Genomic DNA, 22,031 nt, shown 5'->3' on the forward strand with positions numbered 1-22,031 from the left:
TACAAGCGGTCTGTTTTCTTTACTTATTTGCAAATAAAGAAAGCAGACCGTTTTTTGTTTGCTCGTCACTGTTCGGTAAGCGAGAAATTTGGCGTTAGGGCTATGAAAACGAAAGGGATTTAGGTAGAATTGACAAGATTATTGACTCAAATATTGAAAGGAACAACAAATGATCAATGAAATTAAAAAAGATACGCAAGATCGTATGGAAAAGAGCTTAGAAGCGTTAAAAAGCCATATTTCTAAAATTCGTACCGGTCGTGCGCAACCAAGTCTTTTAGACGGTATCCAAGTAGAATACTACGGTTCTGCGACACCGCTTCGCCAATTAGCAAACGTAGTGGCGGAAGATGCGCGTACATTAGCGGTAAACGTATTTGACCGTTCTTTAATCAGTGCGGTAGAAAAAGCGATTTTAACTTCCGATTTAGGTTTAAACCCTTCATCAGCCGGTGCAACCATCCGTGTTCCGCTTCCGCCATTAACGGAAGAACGTCGTCGTGATTTAATCAAAATCGTAAAAGGCGAAGGCGAACAAGGTAAAATTGCAATCCGTAACGTACGTCGTGATGCAAACGATCAAATCAAAGCGTTATTAAAAGACAAAGAAATCAGTGAAGACGAAGAGCGTAAAGCACAAGACGAGATCCAAAAAATCACTGACGGTTATGTGAAAAAAGTAGATGAAGTATTAGCGGCAAAAGAAAAAGAATTATTAGATTTCTAATCTTTGCTGAATGAAGAAAAAGGCACGTGTTTACGTGCCTTTATTTTTGCAAAAAAATTGTAAAATTTGACCGCTTGTTAGCAAGCAATATCCCAACAGTGTAGCAACTTGTCTAATCCTTCCCGAAGTTGTTCTTCCGACAAATGACCGAAGCCTAAACTAAATAATCTGCGTTGTTGGTGATGAATCGGATAGACCTTAATTTTCTGTGCTTTTGCCAGTTCGACTAATTGATCTAACGTTCTTGTTTCGTTTAATAATTCAATCAGCAAATAGAAGCCGGAATGTTCGCCATAATAGTTAATTTGTTTGGTATAAGGCGAGAGTAGTTCGCACAATAATTCCATTTTACGGCGGTAGATTTTTCTCATTCGATTAATATGTTTTTCAAATTCTCCGGATTGAATAAATTTGGCTAAACGTTGCTGTTCTAAGCGAGAAACCGAGGCATTAAAAAATTCACAATATTGCTGATATTCGCTTAATAAATTGCGAGGTAGCACTAAAAACGTAATCCGCAGTGAGGGCATGAGTAATTTAGAAAATGATCCTAAATAGATCACTTTATCTTGTCGGTCTAAACTTTGCAGTGAAGGAATCGGTTTACCGGTGTAGCGGAACTCGCTGTCGTAGTCGTCTTCAATAATGTAACGACCGTCTTGTGCTACCGCCCATTCGAGTAATTGTTGGCGTTGTCCAATGGTTAAAATATGACCGAACGGATATAAATGCGAAGGAGTCAGATACGCTACGTTAATTTGGTTCTGTTCCAAAAAAGATATATCCAGTTGATAATTTTCCGAGCTGAACGGCATTTTAAAAATTGGCTTTTGATAGAGATTCAATAATTTTTCTACCGTAGGATAACCGTAAGATTCCATTGCCCAATTCATAGCAGGATTGAGCTGTTGAAATAATAAAATCAATTGCTGTAAGCAGCTTTCTACGCCCGCCCCAATTACGATTTGTTTCGGTTCGCAATTTACTCCACGTGAGGCCAATAAATATTGGGAGATCTGTTGGCGTAAATTGAGATCACCTTGCTTATCGCCCATATTTAAAAAATCTTTATTTGTCCAATTGGCACACTTTTTCCAACGATTTAATGGAAAAGATTGGCTATCGATTTTATTTGAGTTGAAATCGATCTCATACTCTGTAGAAGCGGTCGAATTTATAAAATTTTTTACGACATTAGCACTCGGATAAGTCAGCTCAGCTTGAAAACAGACAAAGAAACCGCTGCGAGGCTTGGATTCGATATAACCTTCCGCCAATAATTGTGCATAAGCACTTTCCACCGTGTTTTGGCTGATTTGTAAGTATTCGCAGAGGTGACGCTTAGACGGCAATTTATCGCCAAGTTGCAATTCTTGGCTATAAATAGACCGCTTGATTTGCTGATAAAGTTGTAAATAAAGCGGTGTAGTTTGCTGCTTATTGAGTAGATAGCTTAATTTTTTCACTTCTGACATCATTAATATTTATTAAATTGATGCTTTTAATCATATCTGTTTGAAATAAAAATAGCCATCGTTTTTCACATCAATAAAAAGGAAATTCATATGACTAAAATTTTAGGTTCTGATCCGGTTAAACGTGGAATGGCTCAAATGCAAAAAGGCGGAGTCATTATGGATGTAGTGAATGCGGAACAAGCTCGCATTGCAGAGGCTGCCGGCGCGGTTGCCGTGATGGCATTAGAACGTGTGCCTTCCGATATTCGTGCCGCAGGCGGAGTAGCAAGAATGGCGAATACGACTATTGTGCGTGAAGTGATGGAAGCGGTGTCTATTCCGGTAATGGCAAAGGCTCGTATCGGACATATCGTTGAGGCGAGAGTGCTGGAAGCAATGGGCGTAGATTATATTGATGAAAGTGAGGTATTAACGCCGGCGGATGAAGAGTTTCATTTGTTAAAAAGCGATTATACCGTGCCTTTTGTGTGCGGTTGCCGAGATTTAGGCGAAGCACTGCGTCGTATCGGTGAAGGCGCTTCGATGTTGCGTACTAAAGGCGAACCGGGAACGGGCAATGTAGTGGAAGCGGTTCGCCATTTACGCAAGGTCAATGCGCAATTACGCAAAGTGATTAATATGAGTCATGACGAACTGATGACCGAAGCAAAATACTTAGGCGCACCGTTTGAATTATTGTTACAAATTAAAACGTTAGGCAAATTACCGGTAGTAAATTTTGCGGCGGGCGGAATTGCCACACCGGCGGATGCCGCATTAATGATGGAATTAGGCGCAGACGGCGTATTTGTCGGATCGGGGATTTTTAAATCCGAAAATCCGGAGAAATTTGCAAAAGCGATTGTACAAGCTACCACTCATTATCAAGATTATGACTTAATCGCTCGTCTTTCGGCGGATTTAGGCGAACCGATGAGAGGGTTGGAAATCAGCGAATTAGCGGTACAAGATCGTATGCAAGAGCGTGGTTGGTAATGAACGATTATACAAAATATACCATAGGCGTATTGTCATTACAGGGGGCGGTTTCGGAACATATCGCTCAAATAGAAACTTTGGGCGCAAAAGCCATAGCGGTAAAGTCGTTATCCGAATTGCAGCAAGTTGATGCTTTGGTGTTACCCGGCGGTGAAAGTACCGCAATGAGGCGCTTAATGCATTCAAGCGGTTTATTTCAGGCACTCAAATCATTTGATAAGCCGATATTAGGTGCTTGTGCCGGATTGATTCTGTTAGCGAATAAGCTTGAAGGCGGTGAGCCTCCTCATTTAGCCAAAATGAATATTCAAGTTCAGCGTAACGCTTTCGGTCGGCAGGTTGATAGTTTCCAAACGGACTTGATGATAAAAGGATTTGCTGATCCGTTTCCGGCGGTTTTTATTCGCGCACCTTATATCAGTCGTATAGGCAGTGAGGTAGAAGTGCTGGCGGAATGGCAGGGCAATGTTGTATTTGCCAAGCAAGGCAATTTACTGGCTTGTGCGTTTCATCCGGAATTAACATCGGATACGCGTGTTGTAGAATTGTTTCTACAACAGCTAAAAGAGTAGTTTTTATCGTAAATCTAAGGACATCATTTAGGTGTCCTTAGATCGAATTGCATTTTGCAAAAAATCGAGGAAATTAGACCGCTTGCTTCTGCCGTTTTTGTTCTTGACGACGGCGTTGAAAAAATCGACTGATTTTTTGGCTACATTCTTCTGCTAACACACCGCCTCGAATTTCAAGAAAGTGATTCATTTTATAATCTTCAAACAGATGAAATCTAGAGCCGATAGCTCCGGTTTTATAATCGCTTGCGCCAAACACTAAACGGCGTAAGCGGCTATGTAAAATCGCACCGGCACACATTGTACAAGGTTCTAAAGTGGCATAAAGCGTACAGTCTAATAAGCGATAATTGCGTTGTACTTTGCCCGCTTGACGTATCGCAAGCATTTCCGCATGCGCACTAGGATCGGACAATTGAATCACTTGATTCCAGCCTTCGCCGATAATGTTGCCTTCTTGATCAACCAATACCGCACCAACCGGAATTTCACCTATCGCTTCGGCACGATCCGCTAATTCCAACGCATACCGCATAAAATGGATATCTTGTTCCGAAATGGTAAGAGAACATTGCGTGATTTGAGGTTTGATAAACATAATTGCAAAAAAGAGAAAAAAGCTAACCGCTTGTTCTAATAGCAAAATGCCCCAAAATCGGGGCATTTATTAACGGGATCAATTAGTCGCGACGACCACGACCTTTGTCATTAAAACGTTTTTCTTTAAAACCGCCTTTTTTACGGTCGTTAAAGCCGCCTTCACGACGGTCAGAACGTCCGCCGCGATCACTACGACGATCATTGCGGTCGTTTCTATCATTACGACGACCGCCGCCGCGACGTTCTTCAAACGGTTGGCTGTTTACACCACCGGCAGGGCCTAATAAAGACATTTGCATTTGTTTGTTTAGTACGCGCGCTTTTTGTGCAAAGTGTTGCACGATATGATTCGGCATACCCTGCGGTAATTCAATCGTAGAATAAGTATCGTGTAATTTGATATGACCGATATAGCGGCTGCTAATATCGCCTTCGTTAGCGATAGCGCCAACGATATGACGCACTTCCACACCGTCTTCACGGCCTAATTCGATACGATATAAATCCATTGCTACACCGTTATTCTCACGGTGTTCACGACCGCCACGGCGTTCATCGCGTCCGCCGCGACGATCATCACGATCTCTGCGACCGCGTTCGCCGCGTGCCGCACGAATTTCCGGATCCGGCGGAAGAATGAGTTTTTGTTTCTCTTGAAGCATCATCATCATTGCCGCCGCCAATTCTTCGTGATCTTGGTCGGCAGTGAATAAATCTTCAAGCAACTCGCGGTATTTTTCTAAATCGTGATGCTCTAATTGTTTAGAAACACGCGCTTTGAATTTCTCGCGACGTTTTGCCATTAGAATTTCGTGATTAGGAATAGCCACTTCATCGATCGGTTTTTTCATTAAGTGTTCGATGTTACGCAGTAAACGGCGTTCACGCGGTTCGACGAATAATAAGGCACGTCCTGAACGTCCTGCACGACCGGTACGACCGATACGGTGAACATAAGATTCTGCGTCTAACGGAATATCAAAGTTTACTACAAGGCTGATGCGTTCGATATCGATACCGCGAGCGGCAACGTCGGTCGCCACTAAAATATCTAAACGACCCGATTTTAATTTATCTAACGTTTGTTCACGCGCTTGTTGGGTCATATCGCCGTTTAACGCCGCCGTGCGATAGCCGTTACGCTCGCATAATTCGGTAATATCAATCGTGCCGGTTTTGGTACGAGTAAAGATGATTGCCGCATCAAATTCTTCCACTTCTAAGAAACGCAATAACGCATCGTTTTTACGGAAGCCGTTTACTAACCAATAACTTTGGGTAATATCCGGTGCGGAACGTTGCGTCGCTTGAATTTTGACTTCTTGCGGATCTTGCATAAAGCGACGAGTAATACGACGAATCGGCTCCGGCATCGTTGCGGAGAATAACGCCGTTTGGTGATTTTCCGGTAATTCCGCCATCACGGTTTCAACGTCGTCAATAAAGCCCATACGAAGCATTTCGTCCGCTTCATCCAATACGATGGATTGTAGCGCAGAGAGGTCTAACGTACCGCGACGAATATGGTCAAGAATACGCCCCGGCGTACCGACCACCACTTGTGAGCCTTGTTTTAAAGCACGTAATTGAATGTCGTAACGCTGACCGCCGTAAACGGTAACCACATTAACGCCTTTCATATTTTTAGTAAATTGTTCGCAAGCATCCGCGACTTGAATCGCGAGTTCACGGGTCGGCGCCATCACCAACATTTGCGGATGACGTTTAGTCGGATCGATTTGCGCTAATAAAGGTAAAGAGAATGCCGCCGTTTTACCGCTACCGGTTTGTGCCATACCGAGTACGTCACGGCCGGCTAATAAATGAGGAATCGTTTCTTGTTGAATAGGAGAAGGCGTCACAAACCCCATGTCGTTTACAGCATCAAGAATAGATTGAGGAAGACCAAGGTCTGCGAAAGTTAAAGAATCAGTTGTCATAAAAAACCATAAATAATAACGGACGATAGATAATGCCGAATAAATAGCCGTAAAGATATTTATTCTTCAATATCCATCATCAATTGATAGAAATTGTTGAGTAGTTAGGAAAGAAAAAATGAAATAAAGAAGCAATATCAAATGCTTTTAACAAATTGTCCCAAGAGTATAAGCGGTCCGTTTTTACAAGAAATTTGTAAAACCAGACCGCTTCATTCGTCCTAATTTTTCCCAACAACGGGATCATCTTGAACCGCAACATTGCTACTACCACGTAGCTGCGAGAGTTCAAATAGGGCAAAACGATACTCAACAAAGTTAAACACTTGATTTGCAAGAGAGAGACGGAAAAGCGTAATCGCTTCATCCGTTTTATTTAATTTGAGTTTTTGTTTTGCTAAATAAAAATATGTTTCGGTCAGAATTTCTGCATAAGAAGCCGTATTCGGTTGGGCTTCTGCATCCATTCTAGCACGAAGTTCGCTCAGAGTTAAGTCCCCTAAGAAATAATGTACAACATTTGTGCCCCAGAACTCGGGAGAAAGCGTTTCGGCACGCTTAATTAAGTTGTTTTTGGCTTCTGTAGGTTTTAACTCCAATTCGTTGAAATATAGCCATAACGCTCGGTACGGATCTTGTTTTTCCGCATCATAAAAACGTAACAAATCACGCTGAGCTTCGGAATAACGGCCGCTATAATAAAAAGCCAATCCGCGATTAAGGTAAGTGTAGTTATAGTTCGGATCTAATTCCAATACCGCATTAAAGGCATCAATCGCGCTGTCATAATCATCTTCAAGTAATAGGTATAAGCCCATATAATTGTAAGCCGCAACCATTTTCTGATTCAAGCCGATAGCCTGTGTAAAATCATAACGTGCAAGCGACCATAATCCTAGACTGTCGTAGAGTACGCCGCGTTCGAAATGTAGTGCGGCACGTTCGTCCGGATTTAATTTGGCTTCCTGTAGTACTTGAGTTAGACGAACGACCATTACTTCTTGTTCAAAGCGCAATTGAGGGTTTAGTTCGGCTAAAGCTAAGCGGTTGGACGATACCATTTCCGACGAATGACGGCTTATACAACCGGTCAGAAAGAGCAACGCCAAAAGATTAAGCATCAAGAAGCGAAGGTGAAACACTTTAAAAATCAGTAAACACATTAGGTAAATCGCCTATGAGAAGATATCTACCTTCAAGAATTGAAGGTAGATATCTTATTTTTAAATCTCAGCTTGTTGTTCTGACGAAACTTCCGCTTCTTCAGTTACATTTTCGGCAACAGAGGTATCGTTATTAAGATCTTTCATAGTTAAACGGATACGGTTTTGACGATCGATTTCAACTACTTTCACAGTCACTTCTTGACCTACGGATAAGTAATCCGCAACGCGTTCGACACGCTCATTCGTGATTTGCGAAATATGTACTAAACCTTCTTTACCACCTAAGATAGAAACGAACGCACCGAAGTCCACAACGCGAGTTACTTTACCTTTGTAGATCGCGTTCACTTCAACTTCAGCCACGATATCTTCGATACGAGCCATTACCGCTTTCGCCGCATTATTATCGGTTGCGGCGATTTTTACGGTACCGTCGTCATCAATATCAATCGAAGTACCGGTTTCTTCGGTTAATGCGCGAATTACCGCACCGCCTTTACCGATCACGTCTTTGATTTTCTTCGGATCGATCTTCATCGTATGAATACGAGGCGCAAAATCGGAAATATCGGCACGAGGTGCAGGAATCGCTTGTTCCATCACGCTTAAGATGTGCATACGCGCACCTTTCGCTTGATTTAATGCGATTTGCATAATTTCAGGCGTGATACCTTCGATTTTAATATCCATTTGAAGTGCGGTTACACCTTCACGCGTACCGGCTACTTTGAAGTCCATATCGCCTAAATGGTCTTCGTCACCTAAGATGTCTGAAAGCACCACAAATTTTTCTTCTTCTTTCACTAAGCCCATTGCGATACCCGCAACCGCCGCTTTAATCGGTACGCCTGCGTCCATTAACGCTAAAGATGCGCCGCATACGGAAGCCATTGAAGAAGAACCGTTTGATTCGGTAATTTCAGATACTACGCGCACTACATACGGGAATTCTTCAGCAGTCGGCATTACCGCTAATACACCGCGTTTCGCTAAACGACCGTGGCCGATTTCACGACGTTTCGGCGAACCGATACGACCGGTTTCACCGACAGAGTACGGAGGGAAGTTATAGTGGAATAAGAAACGGTCTGATTTCTCGCCGGTTAATTCGTCAACAATTTGTGCATCGCGCTCAGTACCTAAGGTTGCAACCGCTAATGCTTGTGTTTCACCGCGAGTAAAGATTGCAGAACCGTGCGTACGAGGTAATACGCCGGTGCAAATGTCTAATGCACGAACCGTATCTACCGTACGACCGTCAATACGCGGTTCGCCGGCAATAATACGACCGCGAACAATAGAACTTTCTAATGCGGTAATAATATCAATAATCGCACCTTCAGAAACGGTTTCGTCTTGTGCGGTTAATTGTGCGATAACATCCGCTTTAATTGCATCGATTTGTTCGTAACGCGCTTGTTTTTCTGTAATACGATACGCATCGCCGATACGCGCTTCCGCTAACGCTTTAACTTGGTTGATTAATGCGGTATTCGGTTCCGGCGCAACCCAATCCCAACGCGGTTTACCCGCTTCTTTTACGAATTCTTTAATATTTTCAATTACAACTTGTTGTTGCTGATGACCGAATACGACTGCGGATAACATTTGTTCTTCAGAAAGAATATCCGCTTCCGATTCAACCATTAATACCGCTTTATCCGTCCCTGCTACTACAAGGTCTAAGCGGCTGATTTTTTGTTCCGAAGTGGTCGGGTTTAATACGAATTGATCATTGATAAAACCGACACGCGCCGCACCGATAGGGCCGTTGAACGGTACGCCTGATAATGAAAGCGCCGCTGAAGCACCGATCATCGCCACTAAATCCGGACTGATTTGCGGGTTCACCGAAACAACCGTAGCAATCACTTGAATTTCGTTAAAGAAACCTTCCGGGAAAAGCGGGCGCACAGGGCGGTCAATTAAGCGAGCGATTAAGGTTTCGCCTTCAGACGGACGACCTTCACGTTTGAAGAAACCGCCGGGAATACGACCGGCTGCATAAGTACGCTCTTGATAATCTACCGTTAATGGGAAGAAATCTTGACCTTCTTTAACCTCTTTTTTAGCCACAACGGTGACGAATACGGTAGTATCGTCCATGCTTGCCATAACGGCCGCCGTTGCTTGACGTGCGATAGCACCTGTTTCTAACGTTACGGTATGCTGACCGTATTTAAATTGCTTAACAATTGGATTCATTTTGACATTCCTATTAATTTGTACTTTATTTATTGTTTTATTTCTTTTAATGCGACTAGCAAAAATTCTCTGATTAATCTTATTTTCTTCATTTTATATTAGCGGAAAATTTTTGATAGCCGCCTCTCTAAAAGCAAGAAACAAAACGAATCTATTATACCTAAAGATTTATAGAAAATCGCCTATTATTTTAGAGCTTGTAAGATTTTTACAAAATCGGACCGCTTACCTTTTTACGGTGGACAGCGATCCGTAAATCATAGAAAATAAGCGGTCTTTTTTACTAAATTATTTGCAAAAATGAGTATAGAAATCAATTACGAAGGCGTTGAACAGATGCCGATTAAGCGTTTTACCGAAGACGCTTACTTAAACTATTCGATGTACGTCATTATGGATCGTGCATTGCCGTTTATCGGTGACGGGTTAAAACCGGTACAACGCCGTATTATTTATGCCATGTCCGAATTAGGCTTAAATGCTTCGGCGAAATACAAAAAATCCGCACGTACCGTCGGGGACGTGTTAGGTAAATTCCACCCGCACGGCGATAGTGCTTGTTATGAAGCAATGGTGCTCATGGCACAGCCGTTTTCTTACCGCTATCCATTGATTGACGGACAAGGGAACTGGGGTGCGCCTGACGATCCGAAATCTTTTGCGGCAATGCGTTATACCGAATCAAAGCTGTCAAAAATGGCAGAGGTATTATTGGGAGAATTAGGGCAAGGTACGGTTGATTACCAGCCGAATTTTGACGGCTCGCTTGAAGAGCCGAAATATTTACCGGCACGCTTACCGCATATTTTGCTGAACGGCACGATGGGGATTGCGGTCGGTATGGCAACCGATATTCCGCCGCATAATATCAACGAATTAGCCGAAGCAAGCGTGATGTTATTGGAAAATCCGAAAGCAAGTCTTGCCGAGTTAATGACGGTGGTGCAAGGTCCGGATTACCCGACTGAGGCAGAAATCATTACCCCTAAAGCCGATATTGCCAAAATGTATGAGCAAGGCAAAGGCTCAATTAAAATGCGTGCGGTGTGGAAAAAAGAAGACGGAGAAATTGTGATTTTGGCATTACCGCATCAAGCTTCGCCTTCAAAAATCATTGAGCAAATCGCAACGCAAATGCGGAATAAAAAATTGCCGATGGTGGATGATATTCGTGATGAATCGGATCACGAAAATCCAATTCGCATCGTGATTGTGCCTCGTTCAAATCGTATTGATTTTGAAGCGTTAATGGATCATTTGTTTGCCACGACTGACCTCGAGAAAAGTTATCGAGTCAATATGAATATGATCGGGCTAGACGGCAAACCGGCGGTGAAAAATCTGCAAACGATTTTAACCGAATGGCTAACATTCCGCCGTACTACGGTAACGCGCCGTTTAAATTACCGTTTAGATAAAATTTTAAACCGCTTGCATATTTTAGAAGGCTTAATGATCGCCTTCCTCAATATTGATGAAGTGATCGAAATTATCCGCAATGAAGACGAGCCGAAAACGGCATTAATGGCTCGCTTTAATTTGAGCGAAGCACAATCAGAAGCGATTTTAAATTTACGCTTACGTCATTTGGCAAAATTAGAAGAACACGAGTTACAGGAGGAAAAATCACAGCTTGAAAAAGAGCGTGATGAATTGCAATTAACGCTTGGCTCGGAGCGCCGTTTAAATACGCTGATCAAAAAAGAAATTCAAGCGGATGCAAAAGCGTTTGCCAGCCCGCGCCGTTCACCGCTTGTTGAGCGTGCCGAAGCGAAAGCGATTTCTGAAAGTGATTTAACCCCAACCGAAGATGTGACGGTGATTCTATCGGAAAAAGGCTGGGTACGTTGTGCCAAAGGGCATGATATTGACGTGCAAGGCTTAAGTTATCGTGCCGGTGACGGCTATCTTGCCCATGCTCACGGTAGAAGTAACCAGCCGGTCGTGTTCCTAGATAGCACCGGGCGAGCTTATGCGCTTGATCCGACTTCGCTACCATCGGCACGTTCTCAAGGCGAACCGCTCACCGGTAAAATCACTTTACCGGACGGGGCAACCGTGCAACAAGTGTTAATGGCGAACTCGGACACTAAAGTCCTGATGGCGTCGGATTCCGGCTATGGCTTTATTTGTAGCTTCGAAGATTTGGTTTCTCGCAATAAGGCGGGTAAAGCGGTCATTTCTTTAACCGAAAATGCCAAAGTGCTGCCGCCGCAATTAATTGATAACGAAGCTGAACTTTCGCTTGTCGCAATGAGTAGTGTCGGACGAATGTTAGTATTCCCGATCACCGAATTACCACAGCTTTCGAAAGGTAAAGGGAATAAGATTATCAATATTTCCGCACAGGCGGCAAAAGAAGGTAATGAATTGCTTGCCCGTTTATTACTGGTTAAACCGACACAGTCGTTAGTGTTTGTTTCCGGCAAACGCAAAATCACGCTTAAACCGAGCGATATTGATAATTACCGTGGCGAACGAGCAAGAAAAGGATCTCAACTTGTACGAGGCCTAAGTGCCACTTCGACAGTGGAAATTGTAGACTAATTATTTTCTCATCAGACAAGCGGTCAAATTTCGTAAAAACTTTGCGGAATTTGACCGCTTCTTTTTTTGATTTCGTTCCTATTTGATTCACATTCCTGTACAATAAAAGCCATTTTTCATCAACAAACGACAAAGCTGTATGCAAAACGAATTGGCACAGACAATCCCCGAACTGATCAACTGGACGAAAGAGCGAGAATTTTCACTTTCGTTATCTTCTGATCGCCTTGCCTTTCTCTTGGCGATTTCCATTTATAATAACGAACAAACGGACGGAGAGCTTTTAGAAAGTGATCTTATTGATCTTTTTCGTTATGTTTCGGAAGTATTCGACCAATCGGAAGCCACCCTTACACAACGTGCCAATAATGCGATTAACGATTTAGTTAAGCAGCGTTTTCTTAACCGTTTCTCCAGTGAATTTACCGAAGGTCTAGCCATTTATCGTATCACTCCGTTAGGTGTCGGTGTGGCGGATTATTATGTGCGTCAGCGAGAGTTTTCTACCCTACGTTTATCCATTCAGCTTTCGATTGTAGCGGACGAGATTCAGCGTGCTTCATCGGCGGCGGAAGAGGGCGGTGACGAGCGTTTTTGGCGTAATAACGTATTTGCACCGCTTAAATATTCGGTCGCGGAAATTTTTGATAGTATCGATCTTTCTCAGCGTATGATGGATGAAAACCAACATCAAATTCGTGAGCGAATTGCCGAACTGTTAAGTCAAAATTGGCATGAAGCGATTCTTAGTTGTGAACAATTACTGGATGAAACCTCGGGTAATTTACGTGAGTTACAAGATACGCTTAATGCGGCAGGTGACAAGTTACAGGCACAATTACTGCGTATTCAAAGCTGCTTGATCGGGCGTGATGATTTGGATTTTGTCGATCAACTGATTGTCAATCTGCAAAACAAATTAGACCGCATCATTAGCTGGGGGCAACAAGCGATTGACCTGTGGATCGGTTATGACCGTCACGTACATAAATTTATCCGTACGGCGATTGATATGGATAAAAACCGTGTGTTCGGTCAGCGTTTACGCCAATCTATTCAAGATTATTTCAATGCGCCTTGGTTACTTTATACTGCCAAAGCGGAATCGCTATTAGATCTGCGTGACGATGAAACGATGCTGAATGAGGCGGAAGCGGTCGGTGAATTACCGAGTGAGTTGGAATATGAATCGCTTTCGGATGTTCAAGAACAAATTATCAGCGTAATGCAAGCGCATTTAGCGCCGTTTAGAGCGGAAGGTAAACCAATCGATCTCGGTGCGGTATTACGAGAGCAACTGGCACTTTATCCGCAATCTCGTCATTTTGATGTGGCACGAATTATTGTAGATCAAGCGGTAAAACTCGGTATGGCAAGCCTCGATAGCCAAGCGGTTTATCCTGAGTGGCAAGCAATTAATGATAATGGTGCGGAAGTTCAGGCGAACGTGATCGACCAGTACAATAAATAGTAGGGTGGGGGAAAGCCCCACCATTGGAAAGACAAAAGGTTTAATGGTAGGCAAAATGCCTGCCCTACGAGAGTAAAATATGACAGAGCAAATTCAAGACGTTATTTCTCCAAAATTGGCAGTGGCAATTGCTAACCCGATTTTCCCAGAGCTAGACAGCCAACTTCGTGCCGGTCGCCATATTAATACGGAACAGCTGGACGAACACGCATTCTTAATGGACTTCCAAGCCGAGTTAGAAAGATTTTACCGCCGTTATCACGTGGAATTAATTCGTGCGCCGGAAGGCTTTTTTTACCTACGCCCGAAAGCATCAACCTTGATCGCTCGTTCGGCAATGTCGGAAATGGAAATGTTAGTGGGTAAAGTGCTTTGCTATCTTTACCTCAGTCCGGAGCGTTTAGCACAACAAGGCATTTTCAGCCAAGATGATGTATATGAAGAGCTGATGAATCTCGCTGATGAAAGCAAATTACTCAAGGCGGTGAATCCGCGTTCGACCGGTTCTGACTTAGATAAAGCAAAATTAGCCGAGAAAGTTGGTGGTGCGTTACGCCGTTTGGCACGTATCGGTATCATTACTCGTATTGGTGAGCAAAACAGTAAGAAATTTGTGATCTCGGAATCCGTGTTCCGCTTCGGAGCGGATGTCCGAGTAGGCGATGATCCGCGAGAAGCGCAATTACGCTTAATTCGTGGCGGTGAAGCGACAACACCGGCAATTTTGGCGGAACAAGCGGTCGAATTTGCAGAAAATTCTGCAACTGACGAACTAGAAGATGAAACAGAATAACGGCTAACGAGATAAAGCAAATGACAGATACAAACGAATTATTTGAAGATCAAACCACTGCGTTGCAAAATTCTGCACCAATCGCACCGCTTGCCAATCCTCAACATACAGTGAGCCGTGGTAAATTCCGTTCGCTTACGTTAATTAACTGGAACGGTTTTTTTGCGCGCACCTTCGATTTAGACGAGTTGGTGACCACGCTTTCGGGCGGTAACGGTGCGGGTAAATCCACCACAATGGCGGGTTTTGTAACTGCTTTGATCCCCGATCTTACTCTATTAAACTTCCGTAATACGACAGAAGCCGGTTCAACCTCAAGCTCTCGTGATAAAGGTTTATACGGGAAATTAAAAGCCGGTGTGTGTTATGCAGTATTAGAGTCGTTGAACTCTCGTGGACAACGTGTAATTACCGGTGTGCGGTTACAACAAGTGGCGGGGCGTGACAAAAAAGTGGATATTCGCTCGTTCTCGTTACAAAACGTGCCGATGAGTGATTCAATCATTAGTATACTGACTGAACAAGTTGGCGAAAAAGCACGTGTATTGCCGTTAGCGGATTTAAAAGACAAATTTGATGGTTCGGAAGTGCTATTCAAGCAATATCACTCGATTACCGATTATCACAGCTTTATGTTCGATTTAGGCGTGATTCCTAAACGTTTACGCTCTTCGGCGGATCGCAGCAAATTCTATAAATTAATCGAAGCGTCGCTTTACGGTGGTATTTCAAGCGTGATTACTAAATCGTTACGTGACTATTTATTACCGGAAAACACCGGCGTTCGCCAAGCGTTCCAAGATATGGAATCGGCATTACGTGAAAACCGTATGACGTTAGAAGCGATTAAGGTCACGCAATCTGATCGTGATATGTTTAAACATTTGATCACCGAATCAACCAACTACGTATCTGCCGATTATATGCGCAATGCAAATGAGCGCCGTGGTAACGTACAAATTGCACTAGAGCAACGTCGAGCGTGGTATGAATCGAAATCTAAACTTGAGTTAGAACAGCAACGCTTAATTGAATTTAGCCGTGAAGTGGCGGATATTTCAGAAAACGAAAGCAGTTTAGAAGCGGAATACAATTCGGCGAACGATCACTTAAATTTAGTGATGAATGCGCTTCGTCACCAAGAAAAAATCGAGCGTTATCAAGATGAAGTGGCGGAACTCAATGAAAAGCTAGAAGAGCAACAAATTGCGTTAGAAGAAGTTTCCGAACAAGTAGAAACTGCACAAGCAAGAGCGGATGATGCCGATGATCAAGTGGAAGAATTACGCTCACAAATGGCGGATTATCAGCAAGCGTTAGATGCTCAGCAAACACGAGCGTTGCAATATCAACAGGCGATAGCTGCATTAGAAAAAGCGAAACAACTTTGTGGCTTACCGCATTTAGATCTCCATAATGTAGAAGATTATCATGCGGAGTTTGCCGCACAGGCGGACGATTTAACCGATCAAGTCTTCGAACTGGAACAACGTTTATCCGTTTCAGATATGGCGAAAACGCAGTTCGAAAAAGCTTATGAATTGGTTTGCAAAATTTCCGGTGAAATTGACCGCTCTGAGGCGTGGGATGAAGCGAGAAGTTTGCTAACAGCGTTTACTGATCAAAAAATGCAGGCAACACAAGCGGTCGCTTTACGCCAGAAACTTGCAGATTTAGAACAACGTTTACATCAACAACAAAATGCGGAACGCTTATTAGCCGAATTTAATCAAAAAGCACAAACTCAATTTGAAACAGCGGAAGAATTAGAAGGCTACTTCGAACAGCAACAGGCTCGCCTTGAAGATGTGGAAGCGGAATTAGCGGAATTTGTTGAAGTGCGTTCGACTCAGCGTCAGCAACGTGAACAGCTTAATCAGCAATATAACCAACTAGCGAAAACCGCACCGGCATGGCATACGGCGCAATCCGCATTAGCGCGTTTAGAAGAACAATGTGGTGAAAAATTTGAAGCCAGCCAATCGGTCATGCAGTTTATGCAAAATATGCTGACTAAAGAGCGTGAAGCAACCTTAGCCCGTGATGAATTGGCTCGCCGAGAAGCCGCATTAGACGCACAGATTACTCGTTTAAGTCAGCCGGACGGTTCGGACGATGTTCGCTTAAATCAATTAGCGGAGCGTTTTGGCGGCGTGCTGCTTTCTGAATTATATGATGATGTATCGATTGATGATGCACCGTATTTCTCAGCACTTTACGGTGAAGCTCGTCACGCTATCGTGGTACGTGATTTAGAAAGCGTTAAGTCACAATTAGAAAAATTAGACGATTGTCCGACCGATCTTTATTTGATCGAAGGTGACCCGTCAGCATTTGACGATGCGGTATTTACCGCAGAAGAATTGGCTGAAGGCGTGGTGGTCAAAGTATCTGATCGCCAATGGCGTTATTCTAAGTTCCCGGAAGTGCCGTTATTCGGACGTGCAGCACGTGAAAAACATCTAGAAACGTTAAAAGCGGAACGTGATGAAGTGAGCGAACAACACGCGGAACGTGCCTTTGACGTGCAAAAATGTCAGCGTTTACATCAGCATTTAAGCCAATTTGTCGGTACGCATTTAAGTTTAGCCTTCCAACCGAATCCGGAAGAGCAAATGCAAGAAATTGCGGCGGAACGTACTGAAATCGAACGTGAACTTAACCAAGCGGCAGGTAGTGAACAGCAATTACGTAGCCAATTAGATTCGGCAAAAGCCAAATTGCAAATGTTGAATAAAATTCTACCGCTTGTGAGTTTGTTAGAAGACGAAACCTTAGCAGATCGTGCGGAAGAATGTCGTGCGCAATTAGATGAAGCGGAAGAAGATGAGCAGTTCGTTCGCCAATTCGGTAACTATTTAACTCAATTAGAACCGATTGCGGCGAGCTTGAAGAGCGATCCGGCGAAGTTTGAGCAGTTGGAGCAAGATTACCAACAAGCTAAAGCGGAACAAAAACAAGTCCAACAAAAAGTTTTTGCACTGTCTGATGTGATTCAACGCCGAGTGCATTTCAGCTACGAAGAAGCGATTGGTTCGGAAGGATCAGCATTAGCCGAGCAATTACGAGCTCGTTTAGAGAGCGCACAACGTGAACGTGAGCAAGCGCGTGATCAATTACGTCAAGCACAAGCGCAATTTACTCAATACAACCAAGTTTTAACCGGTTTACGCAGTTCGTGTGATGCGAAAACACAGATGTTGCAAGAATTGATTCGTGAAATCGATGACTTAGGCGTACGTGGTGATATCGGTGCGGAAGAACGAGCAAGATCACGCCGTGACGAATTACAACAACGTTTAAGCCAACAGCGTTCACGCAAAGGTTATTTAGATAAACAATTAGGTACGATTGAAGCGGAAATTGATAATTTAACCCGTACGCTACGTAAAGCGGAACGTGATTACCACACACAACGAGAGTTAGTGGTGCAAGCGAAAGTCAGCTGGTGTTTGGTTCTTAAACTTTCACGTAACAGCGATGTGGAAAAACGTTTGAATCGCCGTGAGTTAGCTTATCAATCGGCGGAAGAATTACGTTCGATTTCCGATAAGGCGTTAGGTGCTTTACGTACTGCAGTGGCGGATAACGAATATCTCCGAGACAGCTTACGTGCTTCGGAAGACAGCCGTAAGCCGGAAAATAAAGTGGCGTTCTTTATTGCGGTTTATCAACACTTACGCGAGCGTATTCGTCAGGATATTATTAAAACCGATGATCCGATTGATGCGATTGAACAAATGGAAATCGAGTTATCTCGTTTAACCAACGAATTAACCAGCCGTGAGAAAAAATTAGCAATTAGTGCGGAATCGGTGGCAAATATCTTGCGTAAAACGATTCAACGTGAGCAAAACCGTATCTTACAGCTTAACCAAGGGCTACAAAATATTGCCTTCGGTCAAGTGAAAGGGGTGCGTTTGGTGGTGAATATTCGTGATACGCACGCAATCTTACTGAACGCATTGAGCAATGGCAGAGAAGAGCATAAAGATTTATTCGATAGCCAAAAACTCAGCTTCTCGGAAGCGTTGGCAATGTTGTATAAACGTGTGAATCCGCATATCGAGATGGGACAACGTACGCCACAAACGATCGGTGAAGAGTTATTGGATTACCGTAACTATTTAGATCTTGAAGTGGAAACCTTCCGTGGCGCAGACGGTTGGATGCGTGCGGAAAGTAGTGCGCTTTCAACCGGTGAAGCGATCGGTACCGGTATGTCAATCTTATTAATGGTAGTACAGAGCTGGGAAGAAGAATCTCGCCGTATGCGTGCGAAAGATATTCTACCGAGCCGCTTATTATTCCTTGATGAAGCGGCACGTTTGGATGCAACTTCAATCAATACCTTGTTTGAATTGTGCAAACGTTTAGATATGCAGTTATTGATTGCCGCACCGGAAAATATCAGCCCGGAACGTGGTACGACTTATAAGTTGGTGCGTAAAATCACCAATAACCAAGAGTATGTACACGTGGTCGGATTGAAAGGGTTTGGGCAACAATAAAGCGTGAACTTACAAGCGGTCAGAAATTGCAAAAAAGTTGCAAAATCTGACCGCTTAATTTTTTAGGAAGAATAAAATGATTACCAGAAAAGAACATCGCAAACTTTCGTTTTTGCGAGTGTTTGTGTTTTCACTGTCCGCATTTATTTTTAATACCACGGAGTTTATCCCCGTAGCACTGTTATCGGATATTGCGGTTAGCTTTGAGATGGAAACGGCAACGACAGGATTAATGATTACCGCTTATGCGTGGGTGGTTTTTTTAGCGGCATTACCTTTTATGTTACTGACGGCAAAAGTAGAACGAAAGCGTTTATTGCTAGTGTTGTTTGCGATATTTATTGTGGGACATATCGTCTCATATTTTGCCACCAGCTTTACCATGTTGTTGATTTCCCGAATGGGGATTGCTTTGACCCATGCTATTTTCTGGTCAATTACAGCTTCACTGGTCATTCGTGTTGCACCGAAAGATAAAAAACAGCAAGCGTTAGGACTATTAGCCTTAGGCAGTTCATTAGCGATGATTTTCGGTCTGCCGTTAGGGCGAATGATCGGGCAAGCGTTCGGTTGGCGTGAAACGTTTGCTCTCATTGGTATCATTGCGTTGGGTATTATGTTGATTATGTGGAAGTTACTACCGCATTTACCAAGCAAAAATTCGGGATCGTTAGCCAGCTTGCCGATTTTAATTAAGCGTCCGATGCTAGTTGGTATCTACTTATTGACAGCGGTTGTTATTTCCGGACATTTTACCGGCTATAGTTATATTGAGCCGTTTATGGTGAATATCAGCCAAATGAGTGAACAAACCGGCACGGCAATTTTATTAGTGTTCGGCTTGGCCGGTGTGGCGGCAAGTTTCTTATTCGGGCGTTTATATCCGAAAGCACCGAAGAAATTTATTATCAGCAATATGGCATTAATTATGCTAATGCAGATGTGCCTATTACCATTTAGTAATCATATTGCGGCGATGTTCGGCATTGTGTTTATTTGGGGAATTGGTATTACCGCCATGAGTATCGCATTGCAAATGCAAGTGTTGGAGCTAGCACCGGATGCAACTGATGTGGCAACGGCAATTTATTCGGGGATTTATAATGTCGGTATCGGTGGCGGCGCATTAATCGGTAGCCAAGTGATTCAGTATATCGGCTTACCTTATATCGGATGGGTTGGCGGCGGATTGGCAGGTTTTGCTATTTTATGGTTTGTATTTATTTCTTTACGTTATCGTGTAACAAAATAACTTAGGAACAAAAAAAGAAAATGGGCTTGTTAGCCCATTTTCAGTTACCGCTTATTTCTCAACAAATTGATTACTTTGTTGGATCATATGTAAGAAGAGTGCAAGCGGCGGACGTTCACTTTTTACTTTTTCGCCTTGCGCATTAAAATTCTCAAAGTGTCCTCGTTTATCAATGTGATATTGCTCGCCGTCCGGCATAATAGCTACATCCCATTTATGATTTGATGCCAATAGCCATAAACGTTTATTTTGCGTCGTTAAATCAATCCCTTGTGCATAATCGCTAAGAGGGTTTTTGATTTTAAAGAATTGATTGAGTAACGTAGGCAATATATCTACGTGGCTTGACAGAAAATCATACTGTTTGCCTTCGCCCTGCCAATACATCATCATCGGTACTTGGATATGTTGTTTGGCAAAACTATTTTCACTTTGTTTATCGGACGGAAGCGCTTGATCCGCCGTAAGAATCACTAACGTATTGGCTAGCAAGGCATGGGTTTCCAGCTGAGTCCAAATTTCATTGAGTTGCCAATCAAGTAATTTCGTTTGTTGAACATAATCGTTTGCACTAGGCATCGCTAAATCTAAATAACTAAAAAACGGCTCGTTTAATGAACGTTGAGTAACCCATTGTTTCCATTGTGCAATAGCATCTAAATTATTCTGAGATTCGGATAATAAAATTCCCGCAAAAACGCCTTGGTGGTAAATCGGATCGGCAAATCCGTTGTGAGAAAATAGTCCCAATTGATAACCGGATTGTCTGAAAGCAAGCAACAACGGCGACGTTTCTTTATTACCTAATACCGCATCCAGATATTTGCCGCTTAAACTATAAAATAAACCTAATACGCCGGAGGCGGCAGAATCTCCGCTCGAATAATGTTGCATAAAGCGATGAGATTTTCGGCTGATCTCGGTTAGCGTCGGCATATATTCGGCGGTAATCGCATCGTTATTCAAACCGGACAAATTAATGAATAAGAGATTAGTCGTCGGTTTCTGAGTGAAAATTAAGGTATGTTTCGGATAATTTAAATAAAAACTGTCTAAACGACCGCTTTCTTCGATTTCTTGTTGTAATTCGGCTTGATCGATCAACCCGTGTTTTTGCAAAAAGGTTCGAGCAGTCATCGGATGAGAAAGCGGATAATTGGCTTTTTGTGCGGTAATCGGACGATAAAGCGTCATATCCGCCCAAGCATAAACCAAATGGGTTGCGGTAAAGCAACTAACGAAAAAATAAGCGACATATTTTCCCCATGTTTGACGGTTAAAACTGCGAAGTTTTTGCCAACACCAACGGGAATAAAGCATCTCCACCAATAAAATAAGCGGCATAGGAACAAAAAGTAATTGCCATTGGCGAGTCAGTTCACCCTGATCGGGGTTTACCAGCAAGTCCCACACCAGCGGAGATAAGTGCAGATAAAATTGTTTAAAAACCTCGGTATCCAGCAATAAAACGGTTTGTCCGATAGTCGCTAAAATCACGGAAAGTCCGCGGAAAGTCCGTTCGTTTTTAATTAAGAAACTGAGAGGAAAGAGTAGTAACAGATAAACGGCAAAAACAATAAAACTGAAATGACCGAATAAACTGGTGAAAAAGTAGAGCTTACCGGAAAGCGTATTAGGCCAGTCGGCATTAAACGCATATCGAGAAGCAATCAATAACGCCAACACCACATTAAAAAGTGCGAACCAATGTCCCCAAGTAATACGCTGCGAAGTTTCTTCACGGTATTGGAGAGAATTTGACGGTAGTAGTCGGCGTAATCGATTTAGCAT

General features: G+C 43.1%; 14 protein-coding genes. 8 read left to right on the plus strand and 6 right to left on the minus strand.

What is annotated here, in order from left to right:
- Window positions 1-169 precede the first annotated feature (169 nt).
- Window positions 170-727 (plus strand): ribosome recycling factor, encoded by a 558-nt coding sequence (gene frr, locus DRF63_RS03105; protein WP_005596791.1) that lies wholly within the window; start codon window positions 170-172, stop codon window positions 725-727.
- Between the two features lie 77 nt (window positions 728-804).
- Here frr and pdxR read toward each other — a convergent pair whose 3' ends face one another.
- On the minus strand, window positions 805-2,193 hold the full coding sequence (gene pdxR, locus DRF63_RS03110; RefSeq protein WP_233432347.1) for a MocR-like pyridoxine biosynthesis transcription factor PdxR: 1,389 nt from the start codon (window positions 2,191-2,193) through the stop codon (window positions 805-807).
- 99 nt (window positions 2,194-2,292) lie between these two features.
- Here pdxR and pdxS point away from each other — a divergent pair, with 99 nt between their 5' ends.
- Together pdxS and pdxT are read left to right on the plus strand one after the other, a co-directional pair.
- On the plus strand, window positions 2,293-3,180 hold the full coding sequence (gene pdxS / locus DRF63_RS03115; protein ID WP_005596795.1) for a pyridoxal 5'-phosphate synthase lyase subunit PdxS: 888 nt from the start codon (window positions 2,293-2,295) through the stop codon (window positions 3,178-3,180).
- Window positions 3,180-3,755 carry a pyridoxal 5'-phosphate synthase glutaminase subunit PdxT gene (gene pdxT / locus DRF63_RS03120; RefSeq protein ID WP_005596797.1) on the plus strand — a complete coding sequence of 192 codons (576 nt, stop codon included), beginning with the start codon at window positions 3,180-3,182 and terminating at the stop codon, window positions 3,753-3,755. The genes pdxS and pdxT overlap by 1 nt, the downstream gene beginning before the upstream one ends.
- Window positions 3,756-3,828: 73 nt before the next feature.
- Here pdxT and tadA read toward each other — a convergent pair whose 3' ends face one another.
- The 4 genes from tadA to pnp all read right to left on the minus strand — a co-directional run bounded on the left by tadA (window position 3,829) and on the right by pnp (window position 9,666).
- Window positions 3,829-4,353: a tRNA adenosine(34) deaminase TadA gene (tadA, locus tag DRF63_RS03125; RefSeq protein WP_043991790.1), complete on the minus strand. Its 525-nt coding sequence runs from the start codon at window positions 4,351-4,353 to the stop codon at window positions 3,829-3,831.
- 82 nt (window positions 4,354-4,435) lie between these two features.
- Window positions 4,436-6,295 carry a DEAD/DEAH box helicase gene (locus tag DRF63_RS03130; protein WP_012262860.1) on the minus strand — a complete coding sequence of 620 codons (1,860 nt, stop codon included), beginning with the start codon at window positions 6,293-6,295 and terminating at the stop codon, window positions 4,436-4,438.
- Between the two features lie 221 nt (window positions 6,296-6,516).
- Complete coding sequence (gene nlpI, locus DRF63_RS03135) at window positions 6,517-7,458, minus strand: lipoprotein NlpI (RefSeq protein ID WP_012262861.1); 942 nt, start codon at window positions 7,456-7,458, stop codon at window positions 6,517-6,519.
- 60 nt (window positions 7,459-7,518) lie between these two features.
- A complete protein-coding gene (pnp, locus tag DRF63_RS03140) occupies window positions 7,519-9,666 on the minus strand; it encodes a polyribonucleotide nucleotidyltransferase (RefSeq protein ID WP_005596805.1) in 2,148 nt (715 codons plus the stop codon).
- A 300-nt stretch (window positions 9,667-9,966) separates the two neighbouring features.
- Here pnp and parC point away from each other — a divergent pair, with 300 nt between their 5' ends.
- From parC to DRF63_RS03170, 5 genes are all read left to right on the plus strand, one after another.
- Window positions 9,967-12,213 carry a DNA topoisomerase IV subunit A gene (gene parC / locus DRF63_RS03145; RefSeq protein ID WP_005596807.1) on the plus strand — a complete coding sequence of 749 codons (2,247 nt, stop codon included), beginning with the start codon at window positions 9,967-9,969 and terminating at the stop codon, window positions 12,211-12,213.
- A gap of 139 nt (window positions 12,214-12,352) precedes the next feature.
- Complete coding sequence (gene mukF / locus DRF63_RS03155; protein WP_005596809.1) at window positions 12,353-13,684, plus strand: chromosome partition protein MukF; 1,332 nt, start codon at window positions 12,353-12,355, stop codon at window positions 13,682-13,684.
- A 79-nt stretch (window positions 13,685-13,763) separates the two neighbouring features.
- Window positions 13,764-14,477, plus strand: a complete 714-nt coding sequence (gene mukE / locus DRF63_RS03160) for a chromosome partition protein MukE (RefSeq protein WP_005596811.1) — start codon at window positions 13,764-13,766, stop codon at window positions 14,475-14,477.
- Between the two features lie 20 nt (window positions 14,478-14,497).
- Complete coding sequence (mukB, locus tag DRF63_RS03165) at window positions 14,498-18,988, plus strand: chromosome partition protein MukB (protein ID WP_005596813.1); 4,491 nt, start codon at window positions 14,498-14,500, stop codon at window positions 18,986-18,988.
- Between the two features lie 76 nt (window positions 18,989-19,064).
- A complete protein-coding gene (locus DRF63_RS03170) occupies window positions 19,065-20,240 on the plus strand; it encodes a sugar transporter (protein ID WP_005596814.1) in 1,176 nt (391 codons plus the stop codon).
- Between the two features lie 51 nt (window positions 20,241-20,291).
- On the opposite strand, the gene DRF63_RS03175 is transcribed toward DRF63_RS03170, so the two are convergent.
- Window positions 20,292-22,031, minus strand: a complete 1,740-nt coding sequence (locus tag DRF63_RS03175) for a DUF3413 domain-containing protein (RefSeq protein WP_005596815.1) — start codon at window positions 22,029-22,031, stop codon at window positions 20,292-20,294.

Source organism: Actinobacillus pleuropneumoniae (assembly GCF_003290385.1).
Taxonomy (GTDB): domain Bacteria; phylum Pseudomonadota; class Gammaproteobacteria; order Enterobacterales; family Pasteurellaceae; genus Actinobacillus; species Actinobacillus lignieresii.

Excerpts from the sequence above, each read along its gene's own strand:
- DRF63_RS03175 (WP_005596815.1), bottom strand. The coding sequence starts at position 22,031 with ATGCTAAATCGATTACGCCGACTACTACCGTCAAATTCTCTCCAATAC.
- mukB (WP_005596813.1), top strand. The coding sequence starts at position 14,498 with ATGACAGATACAAACGAATTATTTGAAGATCAAACCACTGCGTTGCAA.
- DRF63_RS03130 (WP_012262860.1), bottom strand. The coding sequence starts at position 6,295 with ATGACAACTGATTCTTTAACTTTCGCAGACCTTGGTCTTCCTCAATCT.
- nlpI (WP_012262861.1), bottom strand. The coding sequence starts at position 7,458 with ATGTGTTTACTGATTTTTAAAGTGTTTCACCTTCGCTTCTTGATGCTT.
- mukE (WP_005596811.1), top strand. The coding sequence starts at position 13,764 with ATGACAGAGCAAATTCAAGACGTTATTTCTCCAAAATTGGCAGTGGCA.
- pdxS (WP_005596795.1), top strand. The coding sequence starts at position 2,293 with ATGACTAAAATTTTAGGTTCTGATCCGGTTAAACGTGGAATGGCTCAA.
- parC (WP_005596807.1), top strand. The coding sequence starts at position 9,967 with ATGAGTATAGAAATCAATTACGAAGGCGTTGAACAGATGCCGATTAAG.
- pnp (WP_005596805.1), bottom strand. The coding sequence starts at position 9,666 with ATGAATCCAATTGTTAAGCAATTTAAATACGGTCAGCATACCGTAACG.
- frr (WP_005596791.1), top strand. The coding sequence starts at position 170 with ATGATCAATGAAATTAAAAAAGATACGCAAGATCGTATGGAAAAGAGC.
- DRF63_RS03170 (WP_005596814.1), top strand. The coding sequence starts at position 19,065 with ATGATTACCAGAAAAGAACATCGCAAACTTTCGTTTTTGCGAGTGTTT.
- tadA (WP_043991790.1), bottom strand. The coding sequence starts at position 4,353 with ATGTTTATCAAACCTCAAATCACGCAATGTTCTCTTACCATTTCGGAA.
- pdxT (WP_005596797.1), top strand. The coding sequence starts at position 3,180 with ATGAACGATTATACAAAATATACCATAGGCGTATTGTCATTACAGGGG.
- mukF (WP_005596809.1), top strand. The coding sequence starts at position 12,353 with ATGCAAAACGAATTGGCACAGACAATCCCCGAACTGATCAACTGGACG.